Source organism: Faecalimonas hominis, from assembly GCF_054660755.1.
The window spans coordinates 16750-41979 of the sequence record NZ_BAAHSH010000025.1 but is presented as its reverse complement, the minus strand read 5'-3'; the positions used below and the strand labels follow the sequence as shown (position 1 = coordinate 41979).

The 25230-nt window shown below is 38.3% G+C and carries 20 protein-coding genes and 1 riboswitch; all 20 genes read right to left on the bottom strand.

The annotated features are described in order from the left end of the window. Positions 1-41: 41 nt before the first annotated feature. Entirely contained in the window at positions 42-1829 is a 1788-nt protein-coding gene (locus ACYQ35_RS04505) for an aminopeptidase P family protein (RefSeq protein ID WP_459830728.1), read from the bottom strand. A gap of 76 nt (positions 1830-1905) precedes the next feature. Continuing rightward, positions 1906-2262, bottom strand: coding sequence for a DUF952 domain-containing protein (locus ACYQ35_RS04500; protein WP_459830726.1), 357 nt, complete (start codon positions 2260-2262; stop codon positions 1906-1908). A gap of 19 nt (positions 2263-2281) precedes the next feature. Then, positions 2282-3853, bottom strand: a complete 1572-nt coding sequence (locus ACYQ35_RS04495; protein WP_459830774.1) for a Na+/H+ antiporter NhaC family protein — start codon at positions 3851-3853, stop codon at positions 2282-2284. Positions 3854-4031: 178 nt separating this feature from the next. After that, positions 4032-4202: riboswitch (Lysine riboswitch) on the bottom strand. A 131-nt stretch (positions 4203-4333) separates the two neighbouring features. Then, a complete protein-coding gene (gene nifJ, locus ACYQ35_RS04490) occupies positions 4334-7873 on the bottom strand; it encodes a pyruvate:ferredoxin (flavodoxin) oxidoreductase (RefSeq protein WP_459830724.1) in 3540 nt (1179 codons plus the stop codon). 130 nt (positions 7874-8003) lie between these two features. Next, the gene (gene lgt, locus ACYQ35_RS04485) at positions 8004-8921 is read right to left on the bottom strand and encodes a prolipoprotein diacylglyceryl transferase (protein WP_459830722.1); all 918 of its coding nucleotides are present in this window, start codon (positions 8919-8921) and stop codon (positions 8004-8006) included. Between the two features lie 21 nt (positions 8922-8942). Beyond that, on the bottom strand, positions 8943-10040 hold the full coding sequence (gene ychF / locus ACYQ35_RS04480; protein ID WP_459830720.1) for a redox-regulated ATPase YchF: 1098 nt from the start codon (positions 10038-10040) through the stop codon (positions 8943-8945). Positions 10041-10123: 83 nt separating this feature from the next. Beyond that, the gene (locus ACYQ35_RS04475) at positions 10124-11254 is read right to left on the bottom strand and encodes a tyrosine-type recombinase/integrase (RefSeq protein WP_022269016.1); all 1131 of its coding nucleotides are present in this window, start codon (positions 11252-11254) and stop codon (positions 10124-10126) included. Between the two features lie 99 nt (positions 11255-11353). Beyond that, entirely contained in the window at positions 11354-11704 is a 351-nt protein-coding gene (locus ACYQ35_RS04470) for an excisionase (RefSeq protein ID WP_459830715.1), read from the bottom strand. 9 nt (positions 11705-11713) lie between these two features. Then, entirely contained in the window at positions 11714-13621 is a 1908-nt protein-coding gene (locus ACYQ35_RS04465) for an AAA family ATPase (RefSeq protein WP_459830710.1), read from the bottom strand. 15 nt (positions 13622-13636) lie between these two features. Then, positions 13637-15184, bottom strand: coding sequence for a MobQ family relaxase (gene mobQ / locus ACYQ35_RS04460; RefSeq protein WP_268805967.1), 1548 nt, complete (start codon positions 15182-15184; stop codon positions 13637-13639). Between the two features lies 1 nt (position 15185). Continuing rightward, positions 15186-15608: a DUF3847 domain-containing protein gene (locus ACYQ35_RS04455; protein WP_268805966.1), complete on the bottom strand. Its 423-nt coding sequence runs from the start codon at positions 15606-15608 to the stop codon at positions 15186-15188. A gap of 202 nt (positions 15609-15810) precedes the next feature. Beyond that, complete coding sequence (locus ACYQ35_RS04450) at positions 15811-16215, bottom strand: single-stranded DNA-binding protein (RefSeq protein WP_268805965.1); 405 nt, start codon at positions 16213-16215, stop codon at positions 15811-15813. Positions 16216-16545: 330 nt separating this feature from the next. Next, the gene (locus tag ACYQ35_RS04445; RefSeq protein WP_268805964.1) at positions 16546-17418 is read right to left on the bottom strand and encodes a DUF4097 family beta strand repeat-containing protein; all 873 of its coding nucleotides are present in this window, start codon (positions 17416-17418) and stop codon (positions 16546-16548) included. Positions 17419-17489: 71 nt separating this feature from the next. After that, the gene (locus ACYQ35_RS04440) at positions 17490-19583 is read right to left on the bottom strand and encodes an ABC transporter permease (RefSeq protein WP_268805963.1); all 2094 of its coding nucleotides are present in this window, start codon (positions 19581-19583) and stop codon (positions 17490-17492) included. Continuing rightward, entirely contained in the window at positions 19573-20340 is a 768-nt protein-coding gene (locus tag ACYQ35_RS04435) for an ABC transporter ATP-binding protein (RefSeq protein WP_268805962.1), read from the bottom strand. Before ACYQ35_RS04435 ends, ACYQ35_RS04440 begins: the two co-directional genes overlap by 11 nt. 221 nt (positions 20341-20561) lie before the next feature. Further along, complete coding sequence (locus tag ACYQ35_RS04430) at positions 20562-21587, bottom strand: sensor histidine kinase (RefSeq protein WP_459830695.1); 1026 nt, start codon at positions 21585-21587, stop codon at positions 20562-20564. Further along, positions 21584-22249, bottom strand: a complete 666-nt coding sequence (locus ACYQ35_RS04425) for a response regulator transcription factor (RefSeq protein ID WP_268805960.1) — start codon at positions 22247-22249, stop codon at positions 21584-21586. Before ACYQ35_RS04425 ends, ACYQ35_RS04430 begins: the two co-directional genes overlap by 4 nt. A gap of 783 nt (positions 22250-23032) precedes the next feature. Beyond that, on the bottom strand, positions 23033-23692 hold the full coding sequence (locus ACYQ35_RS04420) for a thiamine diphosphokinase (RefSeq protein ID WP_459830690.1): 660 nt from the start codon (positions 23690-23692) through the stop codon (positions 23033-23035). Next, the gene (gene rpe, locus ACYQ35_RS04415) at positions 23685-24347 is read right to left on the bottom strand and encodes a ribulose-phosphate 3-epimerase (protein WP_459830687.1); all 663 of its coding nucleotides are present in this window, start codon (positions 24345-24347) and stop codon (positions 23685-23687) included. Before rpe ends, ACYQ35_RS04420 begins: the two co-directional genes overlap by 8 nt. Positions 24348-24349: 2 nt before the next feature. Beyond that, on the bottom strand, positions 24350-25228 hold the full coding sequence (gene rsgA, locus ACYQ35_RS04410) for a ribosome small subunit-dependent GTPase A (RefSeq protein ID WP_009757467.1): 879 nt from the start codon (positions 25226-25228) through the stop codon (positions 24350-24352). Positions 25229-25230 lie beyond the last annotated feature (2 nt).

Sequence of the window (25230 nt, the reverse complement as noted above, 5' to 3'; positions counted from 1 at the left end):
GCGGAAGTCCGATTGGATTTCCGCTTTCCTTAAAATTATTTTTAGATTTCTCTTGTATATTTTCTAAGCCATTCTGTTTCTTCTTCATTTAAGTATGGAGAAATTTTTTCAAATACCTGTTTGTGGTAATCATTCAGCATTTTCTTATCTTCTGCTGACATAATATCCGGATTGATTGCATCTAAGTCGATTGGCACGAATGTCATTGTTTCAAAATACATAAACTGACCATACTCGTTTGCTTCTCCCTTGCGGACAATCAATTCATTTTCTGTACGGATACCGTGAGAACCTGCAATGTAAATACCCGGCTCATCTGTAACAACCATACCTTCTTCAAAAGGTGTCGATTCGCCCGGTCTGTACTGCCATCTGATTCCTGAAGGACCTTCGTGGATATTTAATAAGTACCCTACTCCATGACCTGTTCCGTGGTTGAAGTTTAAGTTCATGTCCCAGAATGGTTTTCTTGCAAGAATGTCTAAATTCACACCCATTGCACCGTACATAAATTTTGCGTTTGCAAGATTTAACATACTTTTCGCAACTGTTGTAAAGTGTAATTTTTCAACGTCGCTTACTTCGCCCAATGCAAATGTTCTTGTAATATCTGTAGAACCTTCATAGTAGTTTCCGCCTGTATCTGTTAAGAATAATGCCCCTTCTTTTAATTCCACATCTGTTTCCGGTGTAGAAGTATAATGTACGATGGCAGCGTGTTCTCCATATCCGCAGATTGGCTCAAAACTTGGCCATAAGAAGCCTTCCTGCTCTGCACGGAATGCTTCCAGTTTATCAGATGCACTCATCTCCGTAATCGTCATCTTTCCAACATTTTCTTTTACCCATTTCATGAATTTTGTCATCGCAACGCCGTCTTTAATGTGTGCGTTTCTTGTGTTGGCAAGTTCTACTTCATTCTTCATTGCTTTCATCAATACTGTTGGATTCTGTCTTTCCACCGTATTAACGTTTGCACCAATATTATAGTAAAGTGCATAATTTAATCTGTCAGGATCGATAAGCAATGTATCATTTGCATCGTATACTTTCATTGCCTCGTAAATATCATTATATGGGTGAAGGACAACATTTACTTTGTTGAAGTTTGCTCTAATTTCATCATTTAATTTTGTTTCGTCCACATATAAATCTACCTGATCCATTGTGATAACAAGATAACTTAATAATAATGGAGAGTATGCAACGTCATTTCCTCTGACGTTCAATGTCCATGCAACATCATCTAATGATGTGATAACATGAACGTTTGCGCCCACTTCTTCCATCACTTTTCTGATTCGTGCTAATTTAGACTCTGTACTTTCTCCTACAAGTTTTTCATCTAACGCAAATGCTTTCTCTGTTGATAATGCAGGACGGTCTTCCCACACTTCATCTACTAAATCATATGCATAATTCACGTTTCCACCTTTTTTCGATGCTGCTTTCGCATATTCTTTTCCTTCGTCTACCGCAACTAAACGTCCGTCAAAGCCTAATGTACCGTTTTCATTTAATTTATCTGCTATAAATTCAAGAACTGTAGGAACTCCCGGATTTCCCATACGGTAAAGGTCCACGCCTGACCCTTCCAACTGCTGTTCTGCCTGAAGGAAGTATCTTCCGTCTGTCCAAAGTCCCGCTTCTGTCTTAGTAATTACCGCAGTACCTGCAGAACCTGTAAATCCTGTGATAAACTCTCTCGCCTTGAAATGTTCTCCAACATATTCACTCTGGTGATTATCTGCTGATGGAACAATGTACATGTCAATGTTTTTTTCTTCCATCAATGCACGCAATTTTGCGATTCTCTCTGTAACTTTCATGTCACAACCTCCTTATTTTAAGGGACGGTTTTCACCGTCCCCGCCATTTTGACTATATACATAATACCACAATTTTTTACTTATCTGCAATATGTTTTAATTCTTCATTCTTTATCCAAGTCCCGTCTTCCTTCTTCAAATAAGGAAGGACATTTTTAATTGCTTCCATTTTTACTAAGCCGTAAATATGCGGATATTCTCTTCCGCAGCCTTCTAAGTCTTCCCATTTTACAGGTACATCAAGATTGTCCGTATCAATTACAAGCAACACCAATTTTTCCTTTTCGTTGGCAAAATGAGGTGAGACTCTCCAAAAATATTCGATGGAAGAACAATGAATAAACGGATTATTTTTCAACAATACTTTCCCGAAATACCTGTCTTCTCTCATCTCTTCATACAGTTTTTCTTTTATGCAATGTAAAATTAGCATAGACCCGTCTCCTTATGCTTTACGCACTTTTTGTTCTTTTCTTAATCACGAACAGTACTGCCAACATCAACACAATACCAAACGGCAATGCAATCCATGCCGATTGCACAAACCCTGCAACGATATATGTAACGAAACTGACTGCTGCCACCGTCACCGCATATGGCAACTGCGTAGATACATGGTTTACATGGTTACTCTGTGCTCCCGCCGATGCCATGATTGTCGTATCAGAAATCGGTGAACAGTGGTCACCGCAAACAGCTCCTGCCATACAAGCTGAAATAGAGATAATCATAAGTTTCGGATCGTTTGCAAACGCCTGAACAACAATCGGTATTAAAATACCAAATGTTCCCCATGAAGTACCTGTGGCAAAAGCAAGGAGACAACCGATTAAGAAAATAATTGCAGGCAAGAAATTCATCAAACTTCCGGCTGAACTTTTCACTAATCCTTCTACATAGACCGCCGCTCCCAAACTGTCTGTCATCGCTTTCAACGTCCATGCAAATGTTAAAATCATAATCGCAGGCACCATCGCTTTAAATCCTTCCGGAATACATGACATACAGTCTGAAAAACTTAATACTTTACGAACCATATATAACACAATCGTAATAATCAGTCCGAAGAAACTTCCAAGTACAAGACCTACTGAGGCATCACTCTGTGAAAATGCCGTAACAAAATCTGTTCCGCTGAAAAATCCGCCTGTATAAATCATACCGATTACACAGCATACAATAAGTGAAATAATCGGAATAACCAAATCAATTACTTTTCCGTTATGATTTACCACTTCTGTTGACGCATTTTCATATGGTCTGTCAGGCGTTGTATAAATATCACCTTTTTTTGCATTGTCCTCATGAATTTTCATCGGACCATAATCTACTTTCATTGTTACAATTGCAATCATCATTACAATTGTGAGTAAAGCGTAAAAGTTATATGGGATTGCCTGAATGAAAATGGAAAATCCATCTTCTCCTTTTACGAAACCTGTAACAGCGGCTGCCCATGAAGAAATCGGTGCGATAATACAAACCGGCGCTGCTGTCGAGTCGATTAAATAAGCCAGTTTTGCACGGGATACATTGTGTTTATCTGTAACCGGGCGCATAACGCTTCCGACTGTCAAACAGTTAAAATAGTCATCGATAAAAATCAGTACGCCGAGAACAACTGTTGCCAACTGAGCCCCCACTCTCGTTTTAATATGCTGTCCTGCCCAACGTCCAAATGCTGCCGAGCCTCCCGCTCTGTTCATCAGCGATACCATTGCTCCTAAAATAACAAGGAATACTAAAATACCTACATTGTACTCGTCTGAAAGTACACTGATAATTCCCCCCTGGAAAATATGTGTCACTGTTCCCTCGAAAGAAAATCCCGAATAGAACAACGCACCTACTAAAATACCTACAAACAATGAACTATAAACTTCTTTCGTAATCAACGCCAACGCAATGGCAACTACAGGTGGAACTAACGCCCAAAATGTCGCATATAGTTCCGGTTTCGGCGGTTCCTCCGCCGCAAATACTGTCATGGAACACATCATTACACATAATAAAACCATGCTCATAACAGCAAGTAATTTTCTTCTTGAATCTTTTCTCATCATAAACCCTCTCTTCATTCTTTTTATTTTGAATGACTGAAACATACTGCTCACTTCTTAGAATGAAAAAAACCATAGACTTCTTGGGGGAACGTCTATGGTTATGTATACAATGAAATATACGACATATTGATATATTCTAATCTATGATAGCGCTCCACACTTCTGTGACAGTACGTTGCATCTTATACAACGTCCCAGAATAAATTCTCGGACAAAGAATCTATTCTTCGGCATCTTTCCCTTTCCCGCTCAGAAGTCTGTCCCACTTAAACTAAACGATACTCTTAAAAGATGCACCTCTATCTTTCAGTTATTCAATTGTCTTTGATTGTATCATACTTTTTGTAGATTGTAAAATGTTTTTTCACTTTTCTTTCATAAAATTTTCATATTTCAAAAACAGCACGGTCAGAATCAACCGTGCTGTCTTACTATTTTATTCTATTCTTCATTTCCATAAAGAGCAATTAATTTGTTCAGATAAGCGTATCTTTCTTTTGCCGCTTTTTCTGATTGAGCAAATAATTCTTCTGCTCTTTCCGGATTCATTCTTGCTAAAGCGTTGTAACGAACTTCACCGTCCAAGAATTCTCTGTAACTTTCAGTTGGCTCTTTACTGTCAAGAGTAAATTTGTTTCCTTCTGCTGCCGGATTGAAGCGGAAGTTGTGCCAATATCCTGATTTTACTGCTAATTCTTCTTCTGTCTGCGCTTTGTTCATACCTTTCTTAATACCGTGGTTGATACATGGAGCGTAAGCAATAATTAATGATGGTCCCGGATATGCTTCAGCTTCTGCGATTGCTTTTACTGTCTGGTTAAAGTCAGCGCCCATAGCAATCTGTGCTACATATACATAACCGTAACTCATAGCGATACTTGCCATATCTTTCTTCTTCACTTCTTTACCTGCTGCTGCAAACTGAGCGATTGCACCTGTAGGTGTTGATTTAGAAGACTGTCCACCTGTATTAGAGTAAACTTCTGTATCGAATACCATAATGTTGATGTCCTGACCTGATGCTAATACATGGTCAACACCGCCAAATCCGATATCATAAGCCCAACCGTCTCCACCGAAGATCCACTGTGATTTTTTCGCTAAGAAATCTTTATTGTTTAAGATGTCTGCTCTTAATTCGCATCCGCAGTCACAGTTCTCTAACGCAGTAACTAAGTTATCTGTTGCTGTTCCGTTTGTTGCTCCACAGTTAAATGTATCTAACCATTCTTTTCCTGCTGTAACAACTGCTTCATTTTCTGAACCTTCGATTAATTTTTCTACTTTTGCTTTTAAGCCGTTTCTTAATGCTTTCTGTGCTAATAACATACCGTAACCGAACTCGGCATTGTCTTCAAATAATGAGTTAGACCATGCAGGACCTTGTCCTTTTTCGTTTACTGTATATGGTGTAGATGGTGAAGAGTTACCCCAAATTGAAGAACAACCTGTTGCATTTGCAATGTACATTCTGTCACCAAATAACTGTGTAACTAATTTTGCGTATGGAGTTTCTCCACAACCTGCACAAGCGCCTGAGAACTCAAGTAATGGCTGTTTGAACTGGCTTCCTTTTACTGTAGTTTCTTTAAATTTAGCAACTACTTCAGGTTTTACAGGGATTTCTCTTCCATAATCAAAGAAGTCCTGTTTTCCTGCATTTGCTTCCATATTTTCCATTACAAGTGCTTTTTCACCCTTCTTACCAGGACATACGTTAGCACATGAACCACAACCTGTACAGTCATAAGCAGATACAGTCATTGTGAATTTCAATCCCGGCATACCAATCATATCGATTGTTTCAAGTCCTTCCGGTGCATTTGCCGCTTCTTCCTCTGTCAACGCTACCGGACGGATAACTGCGTGAGGACATACATATGCACAACGGTTACACTGGATACAGTTTTCAGATTTCCATACAGGAATATCTACTGCAATACCACGTTTTTCGTATGCAGATGTACCTGATGGTGTAGAACCGTCAACATATTCTGTGAATGCAGATACCGGAAGTGTATTTCCTTCCTGTGCATTTACTTTAGCCTGAATATTTTTAACGAAATCTACTACTTCAGGTTTTCCGCCTTTCACTTCAGGTGTGAATAAACCTTCATCTTCTGCATTTTTCCAAGATTCAGGAACTTCGATTTCCACTACCTGTTTTGCACCTGCATCGATAGCGTCGTAGTTCATCTGAACAATCTTGTCACCTTTTTTACCGTAAGATGCTTTTGCTGCCGCTTTCATTAATTCGATAGCGTGGTCTTCCGGAATAATATTTGCAAGTTTAAAGAATGCTGACTGAAGAACCGTATTGATACGTCCGCCAAGTCCGATTTCTTTACCGATCTTAATACCGTCAATTACATAGAATTTGATATTGTGATTTGCGATAAACGCTTTTACCTGTCCCGGTAAATGTTTTTCCAAATCTTCCATATCCCATGGGCAGTTCAATAAGAATGTACCACCGTCAACCAATTCCTGAACCATGTTATATTTATTAATATAAGACGGGTTGTGGCAGGCAACAAAGTTAGCCTGTTTAATTAAATATGTTGATTTGATTGGGCTCTTACCAAAACGAAGGTGTGACATTGTTACACCGCCTGATTTCTTAGAGTCGTAATCAAAGTATGCCTGTGCATACATATCTGTGTTATCACCGATAATCTTAATAGAGTTTTTATTTGCACCAACAGTACCGTCAGAACCAAGTCCCCAGAATTTACAGTTGATTGTTCCGTCAGGAGTTGTAACTAATGGCGCTCCAACTTCCAATGATAAGTTTGTCACATCATCTACGATACCGATTGTAAATTTCTGTTTTTCAGTATTATCATATACCGCAACGATCTGAGCAGGTGTTGTATCTTTAGAACCTAAACCGTAACGTCCTGTAAATACAGGTACTGCATCAAATTTTGTTCCTTTTAATGCTGCTACAACGTCTAAGTATAATGGCTCGCCTAATGCACCCGGTTCTTTTGTTCTGTCAAGAACTGTAATCTGTTTTACAGAATCAGGAATTGCATTTACTAACGCTTCCGCACAGAATGGTCTATAAAGACGAACTTTAACAACACCAACTTTGCGTCCTGCTGCCATTAAATAATCAATTGTTTCATCAATTGTATCACATACAGAACCCATAGCAACAATAATATGTTCTGCATCTTCTGCACCGTAGTAGTTGAATAATTTATAGTTTGTTCCGATTTTCGCATTTACTTTATCCATATATTCCTGTACGATTGCAGGCATTGCATCGTAGTATGGATTACATGCTTCTCTTGCTTGGAAGAAGATATCAGGGTTCTGTGCCGAACCTCTCTGACATGGGTGGTTTGGATTTAATGCATGTTTTCTAAATGCATCAATCGCATCCATATCTGCCATATCTTTTAAATCTTCATAATCCCATGTTTCAATTTTCTGAATTTCATGAGATGTTCTGAAACCGTCAAAGAAGTTGATAAACGGAATTTTACCTTTGATTGCTGAAAGATGAGCAACCGGAGTTAAGTCCATAACTTCCTGTACACTTGATTCACAAAGCATTGCACAACCTGTCTGACGACAAGCGTAAACATCTGAATGGTCACCGAAAATAGATAATGCATGGCTCGCTAAAGCACGTGCCGATACGTTAAATACACCCGGTAACTGTTCTCCTGCAATTTTGTATAAGTTAGGAATCATAAGTAATAATCCCTGAGATGCTGTGTATGTTGTTGTCAAAGCACCTGCTGCCAAAGAACCGTGTACGGTACCTGCTGCACCTGCTTCTGATTGCATTTCTGTAACTTGAACTGTCTGTCCAAAAATATTTGTTCTACCTTGAGTAGCCCATTCATCTGTAGCTTCCGCCATAACGGATGAAGGTGTAATTGGGTAAATAGCTGCAACGTCAGTAAAAGCATATGACGCATGTGCTGCTGCATGATTACCGTCCATGGTTTTCATTTTTCTTCCCATTGGTTTGTCCTCCTTCAAATTTTAATGTTGAATTTTCACATATACTTATATTATAGCCCTATAAAAAATAAAAGTCTAGTGATTATTTGTTCCTTTTGCAAAACAATACGACTATCACCAGACTTCTATTTTATTTTGAAAATTTTAGTTTTGTTTTTTTCTTTTTTGCTTTGGCACGAAAGAATCCTTTTCCCTGTCCGTCACCCGATCTGTATGTGATGCAAAGAAGTCCCATCGCTATGATAACCGAAAGAACCGCCACAACCTGAGATACCGGCAAATGGAAAATAAGCGTTCTCAACTTGTCCACACGTCCCATTTCGATAAAAAATCTTCCCGCACCGTAACTGATAATATATAAAAGAAAAATTTCTCCCCTGTACACTTCAAATCGACGGTAGATTAAAATAAATATCAAAATAACTAAACAGAGTATAATTTCATACAGAAACGACGGGCTGACCTGAATCATATTGATTCCATCTATCTTCTCCACATTCTGACGCATTTTTTCCGTCACGTCCACCGCTCTCACCGAATCAATCGGCAACTGCATGGCAAAAATTCCATCTGTATATTCCCCAAAGGCCTCTCTGTTAAAAAAATTCCCGAGTTTTCCCAATATCTGTCCGATGAGAAGCGCCGGAACGATTGTATCGAGTACTTTCCAAACAAGAAGTCCCTGTCTTTTACAAAAAATAAACACCGTAATTATCCCTGCTATAAGCGCACCGTAAAACGCCAGACCTCCCGAACGGATATTGAAAATTTTTGTCCAATGCCCTTTGAACTGTTCAAATCCGAAAAGAACATAGTAAAGTCTCGCTCCGACTATGCCAAAAATAATGACATAAACGGAAAGGTTCAGGTATTCCTCCGCTTCCTGCCCGCTTCTATGGGCAAGCCACATTGTCAATGCAATTCCAAAAAGAATTGCCACCCCTAACAAAATCCCAAAATATGTGATTTCAATTCCAAACAAATTTATCTTTTCCCCTACATTTTCCCAATGAATGTTTAAATTAGGGAAATTAATTATCTTATTCATACTCTTTCCCCCGCTTATCTTTTATATATTAAATCTAAATAAAATAATATCTCCGTCTTTTACAACGTAATCTTTCCCCTCTAAGCGGACAAGTCCTTTTTCTTTTGCAGCAGTGTATGTTCCGCATTCCATCAAATCATCATAACTTACAATTTCTGCACGGATAAATCCGCGTTCAAAGTCTGTGTGAATCTTTCCTGCCGCCTGCGGCGCTTTTGTTCCCTTTTTAATTGTCCATGCACGAACTTCCGGTTCACCTGCTGTCAGATAACTGATTAGACCAAGTAAACTGTAACTTGCACGGATTAATTTTTCCAATCCGGATTCCTCTAAACCTAAATCCTCCAAAAACATTTTCTTTTCATCGTCATCTAATTCTGCAATTTCCTGTTCAATCTGCGCACAGACAACAAACACTTCGCAGTTTTCTTTCTTTGCATATTCGCGCACTGCACAAACACCCTCATTATCCTGTGCGTCATTTGCCAAATCATCTTCGGCTACATTTGCGGCAAAAATAACCGGTTTGTATGTGAGAAGATTATAACTTTCAAGCCATTCCAATTCATCGTCATCTTCCGCTTCAAAACTGCGTGCCATGTTCCCCTCTTCCAAATATGCTTTCAAACGCTCTAACAGTGCCAGTTCTTTTGCTACCGTCTTATCATTTCTTGCCACTTTTACCGCTTTTGCAATTCTTCTTTCTAAGATTTCAATGTCAGAGAAAATCAACTCTAAATTAATTGTTTCAATATCACGAAGAGGCGCAATACTTCCATCTACATGGACAATGTTGCTGTCCTCAAAACAGCGCACAACATGTACAATAGCATCTACTTCTCGAATATTTGCCAAAAACTGATTTCCAAGCCCTTCTCCTTTTGATGCTCCTTTTACCAATCCCGCAATGTCTACAAATTCAATTGCCGCCGGAACGATTTTCTTTGTGTGATACATCTCTCCCAAAACGTCCAAACGTTTATCCGGCACAGTTACAACACCCACATTTGGATCGATTGTACAGAACGGATAGTTTGCTGATTCTGCTCCTGCTTTTGTGAGGGAATTAAATAATGTACTTTTTCCCACATTTGGTAATCCCACGATACCTAGTTTCATTTCTTCTATTTCCTCCTATAAATCCTTAGATTTCAAGGGATTTCAGCATACTTACTTTAATAGGTGGGCCATTTAGTGGGCCATCATATTGCCATAAGCGCTTCTGCTACCAAATCAATTTCTTTTTTCTTTTCTTCTTCGGTAGTATGAACATATAAGTTCATGGTAATTCCAATATTTGAATGGCCCAGTAGCATTTGAAGTGTTTTGGGCTTCATACCTGCTTCAATACATCTAGTAGCAAATGTATGTCTCAAAATATGCATTGAAAATCTAGGAATCTGTGCTTTGTCACAAATCTTAAACAATGCCGTATCATATGTACTGTTCTTAACTGGTGTCCCCTTTCTGCACAGAAACACAAACTCTTCCCATTCTTTTGAAATTTCTGAAATCCACTTATTCTTTTCTTTTTGTTTATTCAGTATAGCAACCGCTTCTTCTGTTAAAGGTATCGTACGATAACCTGATTTACTCTTTGGTTCTCCAATACGCCACTCTTTTACACTATAACGGTATTCCATACTCCTGCGAATCTGAATTGTTTTAGATTCAAAATCAATATCTTCCCATTTCAATCCAACTAATTCGCCTGTCCTCAATCCGGTTTGAAGAATAAATCGATACTGATTTTCATAACTCTGCCCTTCTGCATATCTCAAAAATATTTTTTGCACATCTCTTTCTAATGCAACTTTCTTCTCCGAAGGTTTTCCCATATCACTCTTTACTGACCTTTTACAGGGATTCGTTCGTAATACTTCATTTTCTTTTGCATATTCAAGCATATTATATAATGTAATTCTTGCTTGATAAATCGTAGACGTACGATAGCCTTGATCCGCCATATCATAAAATATCTTTTGACAATGTAGAGGTTTCACATCTGATAATGACATTTTCCCAATCAATGGTTTAATATTTCTTATATATCTCTCCGTATAATTACGAACCGTATTCGGACGGACTGTTTTCTTCTTTATTCCAATCCAGTAATCAAACCAATGATCCACCAACATATCAGATGGCATTGAAATATCACTATGTTCATCTACATAAATCGCATCTGCAAGCCAAGCTCTACACTCTTGTAGTTTTTTGAATCGTTTATGCTTTCTCTTTCCAAACCGATCTACAAATCTTGCGGAGTATAATCCTGTACTTTCCTGTGATATACCCACACCAAGTTCTTTGCCTTTTAAATCTTTTCCCATATTTTAGCTCCTTTCAAAGAAGCCCTAATACAGTATCTTATATTATACCATACCATTTTATCTTTGTGAATATTCAATTTCCATCTCATCTCCTATCTCTTAAATCTCTATATTTTCCGAAATAAATCTTTCAAATTCTTTTCTCTTTACAAGTTTTTTAGCTCCTACATAAAGTACAAATGGACATCGTGGCTCTTTTAATAAATTACTAATTCTATTTTGTCCAATATTACTATATTCAGCTGCCTCTTCAATTGTAAGAGCCACCTTTTCATAAATCGGTACATATGGTTTATTCATAATATCCTTTCCCTGTTTTACGTGCATAGCATAAATTTCACCTCGCAATACACACGACCATTTTTTGAAATAAATGGTAAATATCTTTGACATTGGCGGCTGGCAAAGGTATCTATAAAGACTGCCAATGCCAAAGTAGTTTTTTGCCAATGTCATCCTTTATTCTGTGATTAACGCAACTGTTTTTCTTCCCTGACACCAGTCGTAGCTTAATCTACTTTCCAATTGCTTTCTTGCATCTCTTCCTGTTCTGGAAGAAATCCCATAGGCTAGTAGTTCTGCCTCTAATTCTTCTAAACACATTACTTTTCGTTTGTTTAATAACTCCAGGATCAACTTCTGTGCCTTTTCCAGTTTCGTTTCCTTTTTCGTTCCTGCTTTTCCCATCAGCAGATCTTCAATGGATATATCGTATTCTCCTAACCATTTTAAGCCTTCTTCTCCTAAAGAAAACGCTACCGGATTTTCCTTCTTAGCAAGAGAATCCTTTTGCTGATATACCACTCGAATATCCTGGTCCTTCTCTTTTTCCACCTTTTCTACAAATAAGATGCTTCGTACTGCCGCTGCGATATCAATGGATCCCAAGGAACGGTAATCGCTCTGACTTCCCGATGACTTATTCAAATGTCCAATGAGAACAATGGCACATCCAGTTCTCTCTGCAATCGTACTGAGATGTCGAAATAAGGGACGGATCTCATTCGCCCGGTTCATATCCACATTGGCTCCCAGATAAGCCTGTATGGGATCCATGATCATGAGGCGTACATTATTCTGTCGGATGGCTTTTTCAATCCGATCGTCCGTCATAGAAAGCTGTTTTTCATCTTCATTGATGAAGCGTACTCTTGTCATATCTGCACCACATTTTGCTAATCTAGGCTTAATGGTATCTGCTATCCCATCCTCTGCTGTTTGATACAACACATTAAAGGGTTCTATGGGAAGTGCATTGGGAAGTTCTTTTCCATTTGTACAGTATGCGGCGATTGCCATTGCAAGCCATGTTTTTCCTTTTCCCGGATTCCCTTGGATCAAAGTAACCTTTCCAAAGGGAATGAAGGGATACCATAACCACTGGACCACCGTTTCCTCAACCTCCGACATTTTCATGACCGGAACTGGTTTTTCCCTGGCATCTCTCCAACACATCTGCTTTGCCATATTTTCTACTGGAACTTCTGCTACCAGACATTCATTCCAGTCTTTCTTCACCGGTTCTAATCGGTACACACTCAGTTCCTTCGGAATAAGAGAAACAAACTGCCTGCATCTCTCATTTCCAGGCTCATCATTATCCAGACACAAGTAGATGGAATGAATATGAGGATATTCTGTATACATCCGTTTCATTGCTTTTTCACTCAATCCGCCCAGAGAAATATAACTATGCTTTCCCCAGTCTTCCGGAACTGCAGTGATATAAGACAAAAGATCAATGGGGGATTCAAACACAAACAGTTTTTCATCCGTTCCTATATGGCCAAATCCATAGGCTTTTTCCGAACCTCTTGCCTCCCCACGATATCGGTTCTCATCGGTTCCCCGCATAGCTGCATATCTAGGATTCTGTTCTTTGTCTCTCCCGACGAATACCACATTGTGATAGTTTTTACTTTCATAAATATCCCCCTTTGCAATCATCTGATCTATCAGCCATTCCGATAGTTTCCTCTGCTCAATGAGATACTTCCTTGCAATCTCACAGCTTTCATTTCTTTCTGGCAGTTCCAATCCAGGCAAGGGGATGGGGCAGACCTTCTGTCTGCCTGCATCTTCCTTCGCCGTTCTTCTGTTGGTTTCTCCAGCTCCCTCTTCTCCTAATAATTCTTTAACTGCCTCTGCAAAAGAAAGACCGTAGAATTCTTTCATAAAATCAATGGCATGGCCGCCTTTATTCTGACTAAAACGATACCATTCATTCTTGTTGATCATCACACTGTCATGTCGTAACCACCGGTATTCTTTTCCACATCGTTTGAACTGTTCTCCTCTCCCAGAAAGAAAAACATATAAATCGGTATCATCTGCTCTTTGAATTTGTTCTCTTGTATATTCTTCCATCTTCTAAAATTCCTCCTATAATTCCATTCCATGATGTTTCTTTTTTCGTTTCATGGTTCTCACTGCTTCTTTTGCTTCTGTGGATTGCTCCCTCTTGTTTGTTTCTGGAAGAGTAATCCCTTCATCCTCCTCTGCCATCAAAACTTCCACATGATTTTTGATCCCCTCATACTTTCGTAACATGGCATGGATCCGTTTATCTTCTTTTCGTAAAGCAGCTATCTCTTCTGATAAACGAGCGGCTTCTCGTTTCCATTGTCCTTCCGGAATCTTCCCACTTGGGTCTAGATTTTCTTTTAAGATTCTTTCCGAACGATAATATCCGCTAAGTTCCTTCTTATATTCCTCTTTGAATTTTTCCCTGCCAAAATATTTGTTCTTTAATTTCAGATAAACAGGTCTTGTTTCAAAATACTCTTTCATTGCATAAAGATTGCTGTTGACACTTCGCAAAGCAGACAGTTGTTGATTCAACCGCTGACTTACCTCTTTTAGCTGAGTATCTAATTCCTGGATTTTCTCTGTCAGCTGTTCCGGGGTTCTCACATCCTGCTCTTCCAGAAAGCGGATCGTCTCTGCAAATTGTTTCAGATTTGTATTCTTCGCCTTTTGTGTTCCATAAGCGTAGGATTCTGCAACTGCATTTCTCTTATCACAATAGTTTCTCAGATAATCCGCTAAGGTTGGCTGATGTAAGAACACCATCCGTTCCATCAGTTGGCTTTCTCGAAACAAGGACCATTGAAGAAGATTCTTTGCCCGTTCTTTCATATCATTTAAGGCTCGGATGAGTCGGTTTAAACTTCCCAGTGCGGTTGAAATCCCTCTTGCTTCCATTGCCTGTACGTTCGGTCCTTCATGCACCATCGGGATCTTATCAATCCCCCGTTCCTCATAAGACCTGGCATCGACTCTTTCTGTAAGTCCTTTTTCTTCATACAGTTCGTTACACATCTTCGCCCAGGCACTTCTCAATTCTTCCAAGGTTTCTTTCCTGCTCCAATCCGTTGTATGTACCGCCCGAAATACCGGTTGTCCTTTCTGATTCAAAACCGTCTGTCCATCCGGTGTTAATACTGGAACCTTTTTTTGTTTTTGTCCCCAGGTACCATCTTCCTGTAAAGGGCGGATGGGAACCATGATGTGCATATGGGGATTGGGAATTTTATCCTTTCCCTTCTTCGGATCATGGATTGCCAGATCAGCGATCATTCCTCTTGCCACCAATTGTTCTTCCACAAATCTTCTTGCAAGCTCAATATTTTCTTCCATGGAAAACTCATTCATCAAGGCAATATCAAAGCTGTGTGCCAGCTGTGCTTTCTTATTCCCTTCGATCCATTCCACCTCATTCCAAAGGGTCTCTCTGTCTTTGAATCTCTCCGGAGCCTGTTGGGGAAGATGGATCTCCGCTAATACCACACCGCCTTTTCTCGTATAATCACTCACTTCTCCATAATACGTACATTCCAGTTTTGTACCGGCTCGGTAAGCAGCACTAGCAATGGCAGACTGCCCTTTTCCTCTGGATAATTGATTTAGATGAAAGTGATAACATCCCATCTTACTCATCTCCCTGTGGCAGTTCACCTCGCTGCATCGCCTTTAATAGTGCTTCCTCTTCTGCGAATTCTCGTTCCTTCGCTTCTGCAGTTTCCGCCCGTCCACGAACCATGTCATGAACGACATCACAAAACTTACAAGCGGGATCATGAAGAAGTTCATCCATCAGCTGATAAAATTCCGCCTCGGTCAGATATTTGGTATCTTTACAGATTGCTTCTATGGCTGCTCCTTTCTGGATCAACAGATGGGTTCGTGCCTTTCGTTTTTTCTTTTTCTGTGTATCTAGATAGTTCAAGGATCTCTGTATCCTATGCTCTGCCTGTTCCTTCTCAAGCTTTGCCTGTTTCAATGCAGCTTCTGTTTTTTCAATCTCAAGAAGTGCTTCCTGAGTATATTCCTGAAATGTTTTCTTCTTCGCCATATCGTTCTTTTCCTCCTTTTTCAATTCTTCCCTTTTCTCTGTTACGGGATAGGCATTTCTGCCGGAAGGGGAACCCTTCTTCGGATGGATCATCCGCAAACACTTTCGGAATTCCCCTTCAGAAAGATGCTACTTCCGTAGGACGCACATACCTTGTAAGGTATATAAGTGCGCTCTTCTGCTTTCAGCATCCGAGTTTTTCTTACTCAAACGGAAGTTCTTCTCCGTCTGGAAGATGCATAAATCCATCTGGATCGGTATCTTCTTTCTTTTCTGATCCTGACAGTTTCTTCCCTTCTGCGAAATAATGTTCTTCTACGATCACGTTGGTGGTATAAACTTTATTCCCCTCCTGATTCACATAGCTTCCAGTCTGGATCCGTCCGCTTACTAAAATCTTCAAACCTTTTTTCAGATATTTTTCTGCAAACTCAGCATTCTTCCCAAAGGTAACACAAGAAATAAAATCTGTTTCTGCCTTTCCGTCCTTTCGATATCGTCTGTCTACTGCCAGCGCGTATCTTGCCATTGCAGTACTGTTTTCATCCTGGAGATATTTCACCTCCGGATCTTTTGTCAGTCTTCCCATTAAGATTGTTTTGTTCATGTAATTTCTCCTTTCGCTCTTCATATTCATGTTTGTTCTTGAATCAGGCCCGATTCTTTTAAGGCAAATGTAATTTGTTCCTCATATATCAGAACGTAGAGAGGGCTTTTTACAAATAAAAATGAATCTTATTTTTTTGCCCTCATATAACGAAAGGCTCAGAGAGGAAAATACAGGGTGGAAAAGGAAATTTTTTATTTTTCTACATAAAAAAGCAGCCTGATTTAGCACCAGACTGCTTTCGTATTTATTCAAATATAACTTTTCAACAAATTATCTCTAACTCTATTTTTACTTCAATTCGCGTCACAAAATCCAATTCCATACCAGCTACTGTGTGTAGGATTCAATGACAATATCCCCCTCTTCTGAAATCAGTTTTAAAATTCTCTGTTCATTTTCTACTATTCTTTTATAAAAGGAATTGCTTTCATTTTGGATTAAATTTCCGTCAAATACTCCCAAAACATCTATATCCATTTCTGTTCTTGCATAAATAGGTAGATTATCGTAATCTGATGGATTTAATTTCCAATCTATATCGCCTTCTCCCGTCTGTACTTCCATCCTCCCAGATACTCCCACATTTTCTGTCTCTATATCGCCTTCGGTAAGCAAAAGACTACCATTACAAATACTTCCATCCGCTAACTGCAGATCTCCGTTTTCCATCTTTACATTTAATTCTTTCCAAACCGTTCCCTGAATCTCAGCATCTCCATTTCCCATATTGAGGGATAAACTGCCTTCGTTCATCGCAACAGGTACATACAAAACAGCTACTCCCCGATATCTTTCTTTCGTACCTTTTATCAGATTTCCAATTCCATCTACATATACTCCTTCGTAGTATTCTGCTGTTTCCCCGTCCTGTTCTTTTAAAACAAGTGTTTCATCTTTTACACTTACAGATAGTGGATTTTTATCCTTCTTACTGCAGATATCATATTCTAGATAAAAACTTTCATCATCTGATGTACAGACACTAAAATCTATCTGTTTCAAATCCACCTGAATCATTTTCCCAGTATAGTTTAATTTTTCCTTTTTCTGCCGATAATGTTTTCCATTTATTTTCAAAGGTTTCTCTGTTCCTGTTTCTTTTACATATTCTTCTCGTTCTAATCCGCAGCCCAATACAGTTCCAAACATGACTGCACAAATTGCTGTCGTTAAAACAATTACCTTTACGGTCTTACTCATAGAATCTGCCTCCTGTTATTTATAATCTCCTCATTCTTTTCCCTTTTGTTGAAAATATTTCTTTCACACTTCTATTCTATATTCCGTTTGAATCCGATATAAGTAACAAGAAAATATACAAAATAGATACCAAAAAACAATACTGTCGAAAACAGAAAATACATCGCCGGAGAAGTATGAACCCCTGTATAAAAATCAAAACGGTTCCCTGCATAGATTGAAATCAGTCCACTAATCACAAGTGCCACCAATGCTGGACACAAATAATATGTGCTAAGCTGTTTCAAAACAATTCTGTTGATTGATTTTCTACTATAACCAATTTGAGAAAGCACTTGATAACGAAATCCATATTTCACAGAATCGCTAAGCTGTTGTACCGAAAGCACAGTCAAAGAAACACATAAAAATACCAAACCGATATACGACAACGGAAATATGATGGAAGACAGCATATATTTTACTTCCGGAATGAAATTGTCCCGCACTAAATTTTTTGACGCATAAACAACGATTGAGTCGGAGCCTGAACAAAAATTTTCCAGTTCCCTCTCTTCCCAATCCTCAAAATCTTCTTCCGTCCCTGCAAATTCCTGAGCATTTCCTTTCCCGCGATCTTCTTCGATGTCGTCCAGTTGCGTCTGTAATGTTTCAGGTGCTTTCCCTTGGATATCTGCCACCATTTCTGCATAGTATTTACGCATCTGCTTTAGTACTTTATCCGGAACCACAAGAATATAATCTCCTCCGTTATGTCCGTCTTGTGAAAAACTTTCCGTATAGCAACCTGCAAAAGTAAGCACTTGCCCCTCATTTTCTATCACAATCTGATCTGAAAAATCTCCCACTTGCTGAAATACTCGCTCTTTCATATGAATGGCATATTCATCTTCTTTTAGGGAAATCTCCGGCAAATTCAACATTTCTCGAAGATGATTGTAAGTAGAAACACCCATATATGTATCAAAATCACAGTAAACTCCTTCTGGATTCTGATGAATCTTTTTGTAATCGGGAGTTCCGCTTTCCGTTTTGTATCTGGAACCAAATTCTTTTAAATGGGTATACAAATAGGTATTTACCGTATTTGTTCCATTTTCATAAATCTGATATGTGTAAATTTCATTTACCTGCGTTTCCTTCTTTAACAAGGCAATTTCTTGGTGAAAATCTTCCTCCACATAGCTACTGTGTACCTGAACATCAAAAGGAACTTTGTGAATCAACACCTCATTTTGAAAATGATTAAACATTAATGCCACCGAACTTCCAAGAATCGCCAATGTAAATAATGCTGTCAATGTCCCCATCGTAAAACTCAATGTCCTGATTTTCGAAGAAAACTGCCTCAACAAAAACAGGGCATCCCCATGGTAGATCATCTTTCCCTTCTTCTTTACATAGCAGGATATCCATGCGGCAATCCCTATATAAAACAGATAAATAGTCAGTATCAATCCAATCAAAAACACAATCAAAATCCCCATGTTCCACTTCTTGTAACAAAACAAAAACACACCAAAGGCTACAAAAAACAAAATAGAAATTGGTAAAAAGCACTTTTTGCGATTTTCATCTTTTTCTGTAATCTCCTCGTTTTGTTTCTGGTTCTCCATCAAGTCATGGATATTCATCTTTCGAAATCTTCTTTTACAACGAAACAGAGCCAATAAATAACACCCACCATAACAAGCTGCTGTCATACAAATACATTTTTTACTAAACTCCAACTTCAAATGATAATTCATCTGAACCATATTGTAAAAAATAGACAATAAAATCTGTTGAACTAAAATTCCACCTCCTATTCCCACCAGAAAAGCCCCAATTCCAAGCAACAGATTCTCGCAAAGATAAAGCCTTGCTATTTCTTTCTTTTTCATTCCCACAAGCAGATAAATTCCAAATTCCCGGCTTCTCTTTTCCAATACAAACCGTACCATGTAATTGATCAACCACGCTACAATCAGAACGATGAAGAATGTGGCAAGCCCCATCAAAGCTGCCATTCCCTCGAACATCTCAAAGCGTTTCTGTATATCTTTTGAAAATAGGAGTGTATTGAAAGAAAACATCAGCGCTGTAACCACTGACATCGTCATAAAATAGATTATATAATCTTTTGCCATTCGTTGAACATTCCGAAAAGCTAGCTTACGCATCATGAAAACTTTCACCTCCCGTCAACGACAGAATATCCAAAATTTCATTGAGGAACTCCCTGCGTTTCTTATCTCCTCGAACTAGTTCATGGAAAATTTTTCCATCTTTTAAGAAAAGAATACGGCTACAATAGCTTGCAGAAAATGCGTCATGCGTTACCATAAAGATGGTAGCTCCCATTTTTTTATTCATATCCACAAAAGTTTCCAAAAGTGTCTGAGCAGCCTGTGAGTCCAATGCTCCGGTAGGCTCATCTGCCAAAAGAAGTGTAGGGTGATTTGCCAGTGCCCTTGCACATGCACATCTTTGTTTTTGCCCTCCTGACACCTGATAAGGATATTTTCCTTTTACCTCCTCGATTCCAAGCAACGACATTAGCTTTTGACATTGGCTTTGAATCTCTCTTTTCTTACGTCTATGTAGCGTCATCACAAGCATAATATTTTCTTCTAACGTTAATGTATCTAAAAGATTATATTCCTGAAATACAAATCCTAATTGATTTTTGCGGAAATCAGAAAGTTTATCCTCTCCAAATTCCGTAATATCCATATCCCCATAATAAATATGCCCTGCCGTCACACTGTCAATTGTAGATAATAAATTCAGAAGCGTGGTTTTTCCAGAACCGGAAGCTCCCATGACCCCAATAAATTCACCCTGTTCTACAGTAAAACTCACTCTGTCAATCGCCTTTGTTACATGTGTTCCATTTCCATAATATTTTTCAACATCGCATACCCGTATCATATCCTGCATAGTTTACGCTCCTTCCTTTGACACTAAATTTCAAAAAGCATAGTAACAGGCGAGAGGATTATTCCTATCTCCTGCACTATGCCTATTTTAACAAAAAATCCATCTGCTTTGTATCAGATTTCCTTTCCACAATCTTACAATTTTGAAAGATACAAATCTTCTTTCCCTCATGTTTATCGCTCTATTTTCTATTGTCTATCTCAAATCTGTCATAGTTTTCATTATCTATCCTGATTGCGATAGTCTGCCAAATAAGTGCTAATTGGAAATTCTAGAATCATCTCTGTTCCTACCCCCGTCTCGGAAACTGCCCTAATTTCAACTCCCAGCTTTTCACAAAGTTTTTTGCACAGATACAATCCCATACCTGTGGATTTTTCTCTTTTTCTTCCATTCGTTCCTGTAAATCCTTTTTCAAAAATACGGAAAAGTTCTTCTTTCGGAATTCCAATACCATTATCTTTGATTTTCAAAAGAATTCCACCAGTCTTTTTCTCTGTCCGGATACAAATATGTGCATCATTTTCTCTTCTGTACTTTGTACTATTTTGAATTAATTGATTCAGAATAAAGCCAATCCATTTCTCATCGGTAAATACCATATCCGAACATTCTACTTCTGCCTGCATATGATTCTGAATCAGATAATACTTATTTTTCATTAAGACTTTCTCTACAACTTCCTGAAGATCCGTTTTTCGGATGATATAATCCTTATAAACCGCATCCGAACGAGCATAATACAGAGCCATATCCACATAATTTTCTATCTTTTGATTCTCTACAAACAGATACCTACTCCGCTCATCCCTATTGTTTTCACAGTTCAGCGCAATCGCTGTAATTGGAGCTTTAATCTCGTGAACCCAGCTTTCAATATACTCTCGATATTCTTGTTGCTCCTGCTCTATCTGATGAATCCGCTCAATAACACATTTATTAGATTTCTGAATCAACATGCGGTACAGTCTGTCTTCCAAATGCACTGATTTCGGCATGAGTTCCCCCAGTAAATACCTCTGATCCAAATTTTCTGTAATATGTTTCAACTCTTGAAAATAATGTCTGCGCGAAAGAAACTGCTGCGTCAGCCAACCTCCAAGTACCACTCCCCAGCATACCAATATCACTGCACAAGAATCAAAAGGATATCCAGTTAAACTTAGAAAACTAACAAGAAGAAACATGCATACGATATGTAAGAGCAATAACAATGTTTTATCTTTCAAATACTCCTTAATCTTCATATCCGATATCCCATTCCTCTTTTCGTTTCAATTAAATCGCTAATACCTATTTCTTCTAACTTATTACGCAAACGAGTTATATTCACACTAAGTGTATTATCATCAATAAAAACTTGTTGATCCCACAAATATTCCACCAAATCCATCCTTGGCACAATTTCGCCTTTATGTTCAAAGAGATAATATAATATTTTCAATTCGTTTCTCGAAAGCTCTGCACGTTTTCCCTGATATAAAACACATCCACCAGCAACGTCCAACACGACACCTTTATAAATGTTCTTAGCTTGGTCTGTATCTACTTGCTGCGTTCTCTTTAAAACCGCAGCAATGTGTGCCAACAATACTGGGGCAATAAAAGGTTTTGTAATATAATCATCTCCACCTTTTAAAAGACCACTCAACTCATCCATCGAGTCTGTTCTACTCGTCACAAAGATAATCGGTACATTCGATTTTTCCCTCACCTTCAGACAAATATCAAACCCGGTTTCCCCCGGCAGATTTACATCAAGCAAAATCAAATCCGGCTGGATTTCCATAATATTTTCTACGATATGATTCCATTCTGTTAATATTGTCACATGGTACAATGCATTCTCTAAAAGTTGTTTTAGCTCCTGACGGATAGAATTATCATCTTCTATAATTAAAATATTCATTTTCTAAACCTCTTTTGTCACTTGACACTCTCCATAGTTAAATAAAGATTCACTTTTCTTGTATTATACTATTCTAAAACTCTGATAGCAATTTTTTATTTTTTAAGGCAATCTTACATTAAGCAAAACCAAGTGACAAAAAATGAGACTCTACCCCTTACTCTGCTCAATTATTCCCCCAAAATAGCTTAGTCATATATTATTTATCCACTAAATGCATATCCCTCTAGAAAACTATACACGTTAGCAAATTCTTTCTTTACTCGGTATCTCGTTCCTTCTGGTGTAAGTTTTACTACACTTATTATAGATTCAAAAACATACATCCAAACCACTTCTTACTAAAAAAGACCTAGAAGAGATATTTCTCCTCTAAGCCTTTATACTTTATCACAGAATACTTTTTGCTTTTGTTTTCCTCATGGTCATGAGGATTTTTTACTTAAATCGTACCTTATGAATATGTGTTGTTGCATATAGAAATCTTAACTTCAACAACAATCACTTATTTAGAATCATGCGTTTCTCCACTTAAAAACTTTCCATCATTTCTACTGTATTAGGACTTTAATAAAAAACTTTCTAAAACCAGTGGGCCACAAAGTGGGCCATTTTTCAAAAACTTATATGAATTTATATGGAGTTATATCCGAGTCCCAAATCCGCTAAATGCTCTAGCTATCAGCATTTAAAGGCTTTTAACGACTTATACGGACATACATGAAATCAGGCGAATAATAACGATTCCTAATTTCATTTACTTTATCCTCGCCTTCATTTTTTCTAGTTTTCATCTTTTGCTTCTATTAAAATAACAATTCCTTCTGAAAATGTTATCTTTACCTGTTCTTCCTGTGCCTGGTTGCTGACGCACAGACTGTCATACGGACATAACCTGTGATTGTGTAACGGATATTTTGCTCCCGCAATAGAAAATTTTTCTATACATCTGTCCAAAGGAAATACAGAAAAATATTTGCCATACATCTTCTCTTTCTCCAACACCTTTTCATGTTCGATAAGAGAAATTCTGTTATTTTCATCGAGAATTTCCGCATGGATTCCTCTTTTGTGCGGTATAGCCAACACCTGAATGTTCGCCAGTACATGATCAATACGGCTTCCCGTTGCCCCCAAAAGAATTATCTCTTCACAATTTAATTCCATCGCCTGATATACGGCGATCTCCGTGTCCGAGTAATCTTTTTCCGGATTGAATTCCCGTATAAAAACATCTGTCTTTTCCTTGTAAAACTGTACTATTTCTTCAGAAAGACTGTCAAAATCTCCTACAATATAGTCCGGTTTTATCTGATGCCGGTATAAAAACTCTACCCCTTTATCTACTCCGATAAGCACATCTTGTTCCCATTCTTTGAGTTTTGCATATACAAATTCCTCCTGAATAGTTCCACCGCTTACAATCACTGCACGTCTATTCATATTTTTTTAAAATCTCCATAAACTCTTTCGTATTTTCTTTCGCATCTCCCTTGAAAACAGCAGAACCGGCAACAATAATATTTGCTCCCGCCTTCAGCACATTTTCTACATTAGATGTATAAATACCGCCGTCAACCTGAATGTCCGTCTCCAGACCATATCTGTTAAGCATCTCTCGCGTCATGCGGATTTTTGTCAGTGAATCCTCAATGAATTTCTGTCCGCCAAATCCCGGGTGTACTGACATAATCAGTATCATATCTGCTTCTTCTACATATTCTTCCAATGCAGATACCGGTGTGTCAGGACAGATGGAAATTCCAGCTTTCATTCCACACTCTTTAATTTTTTGGAGCGTCTTATGAACATCTTCACACGCCTCCAAATGCACAGTGATTAAATCTGCTCCCGCTTTTTGAAATGCTTCCACATAGCGAATTGGCTCATTTATCATTAAATGAGCGTCAATCACCTGATTTGTACAACTCTTGATCGACTGTAGCACAGGCATTCCAAAGGAAATACTTGGTACAAACAATCCGTCCATCACATCAAAATGAAGATACTCCGCTCCACTTTTCTCTGTTGCCTGAATCTCTTCCCCCAATTTTTTAAAATCTGCCGCCAATATGGACGGCGCCAATATATACTTCATTGTTAGTATCTCCTTTTCTCCTGTAATTCTTTATACATCTCTATATAATTTTCATATCTTACTTTATGGATTTTTCCTTCTTCCACTGCCTGTTTCACTGCGCAATTCGGCTCATGAATATGGTCACAGCCATTAAATTTACACAGTCCCTCATATTGTTCAAATTCCGGAAAATAGTATTTCAATTCTTCTTTCTCAAAATCATTTACATATAAAGAACTAAATCCCGGCGTATCCATAATATAAGAATTATCATCAATCGGAATCAGTTCCGAATGTCGTGTCGTATGTTTTCCTCTCTCTATTTTTTCACTGATACAGCCCGTCTCCATCTGGATTTCCGACTGAAACAGATTGATTAGCGAAGATTTTCCTACACCTGACGGTCCTGCCACCGCAGTTGTTTTTCCTTTTAACACTTCTTTCACAAGTTTTATGTTCTCTTCCTCTTTTGCACTTGTAAAAATAATGTGATAACCGCAGGAAGAATAGATTTCTTCTAATTCCCGAATTTCCTTTTCCTCTGCAATATCTTTTTTATTAAAACATAATACAATGGGAATTTTTTTACTTTCCATCATGACAAGAAATCTGTCCAGTAAATTGAAATGAGGTTTCGGCTTTGTAATGGCAAATACGACAAGCGCCTGGTCTATGTTAGACACCGCCGGACGAATCAGTTCATTCTCTCTCGGTAATAATTTAACTACGTTTCCAAGTTTCTTTTCTTCATTCAGTATATCAATTTCTACATTGTCACCGACAAGTAACTTTACTTTTTCTTTTCTGAAAGCACCTTTTGCTTTGCATTCATAAACGCCAAATTCTACTACGTGAACGTAGTAGAATCCGGCAATTCCTTTTATAATTTTCCCCTGCATCT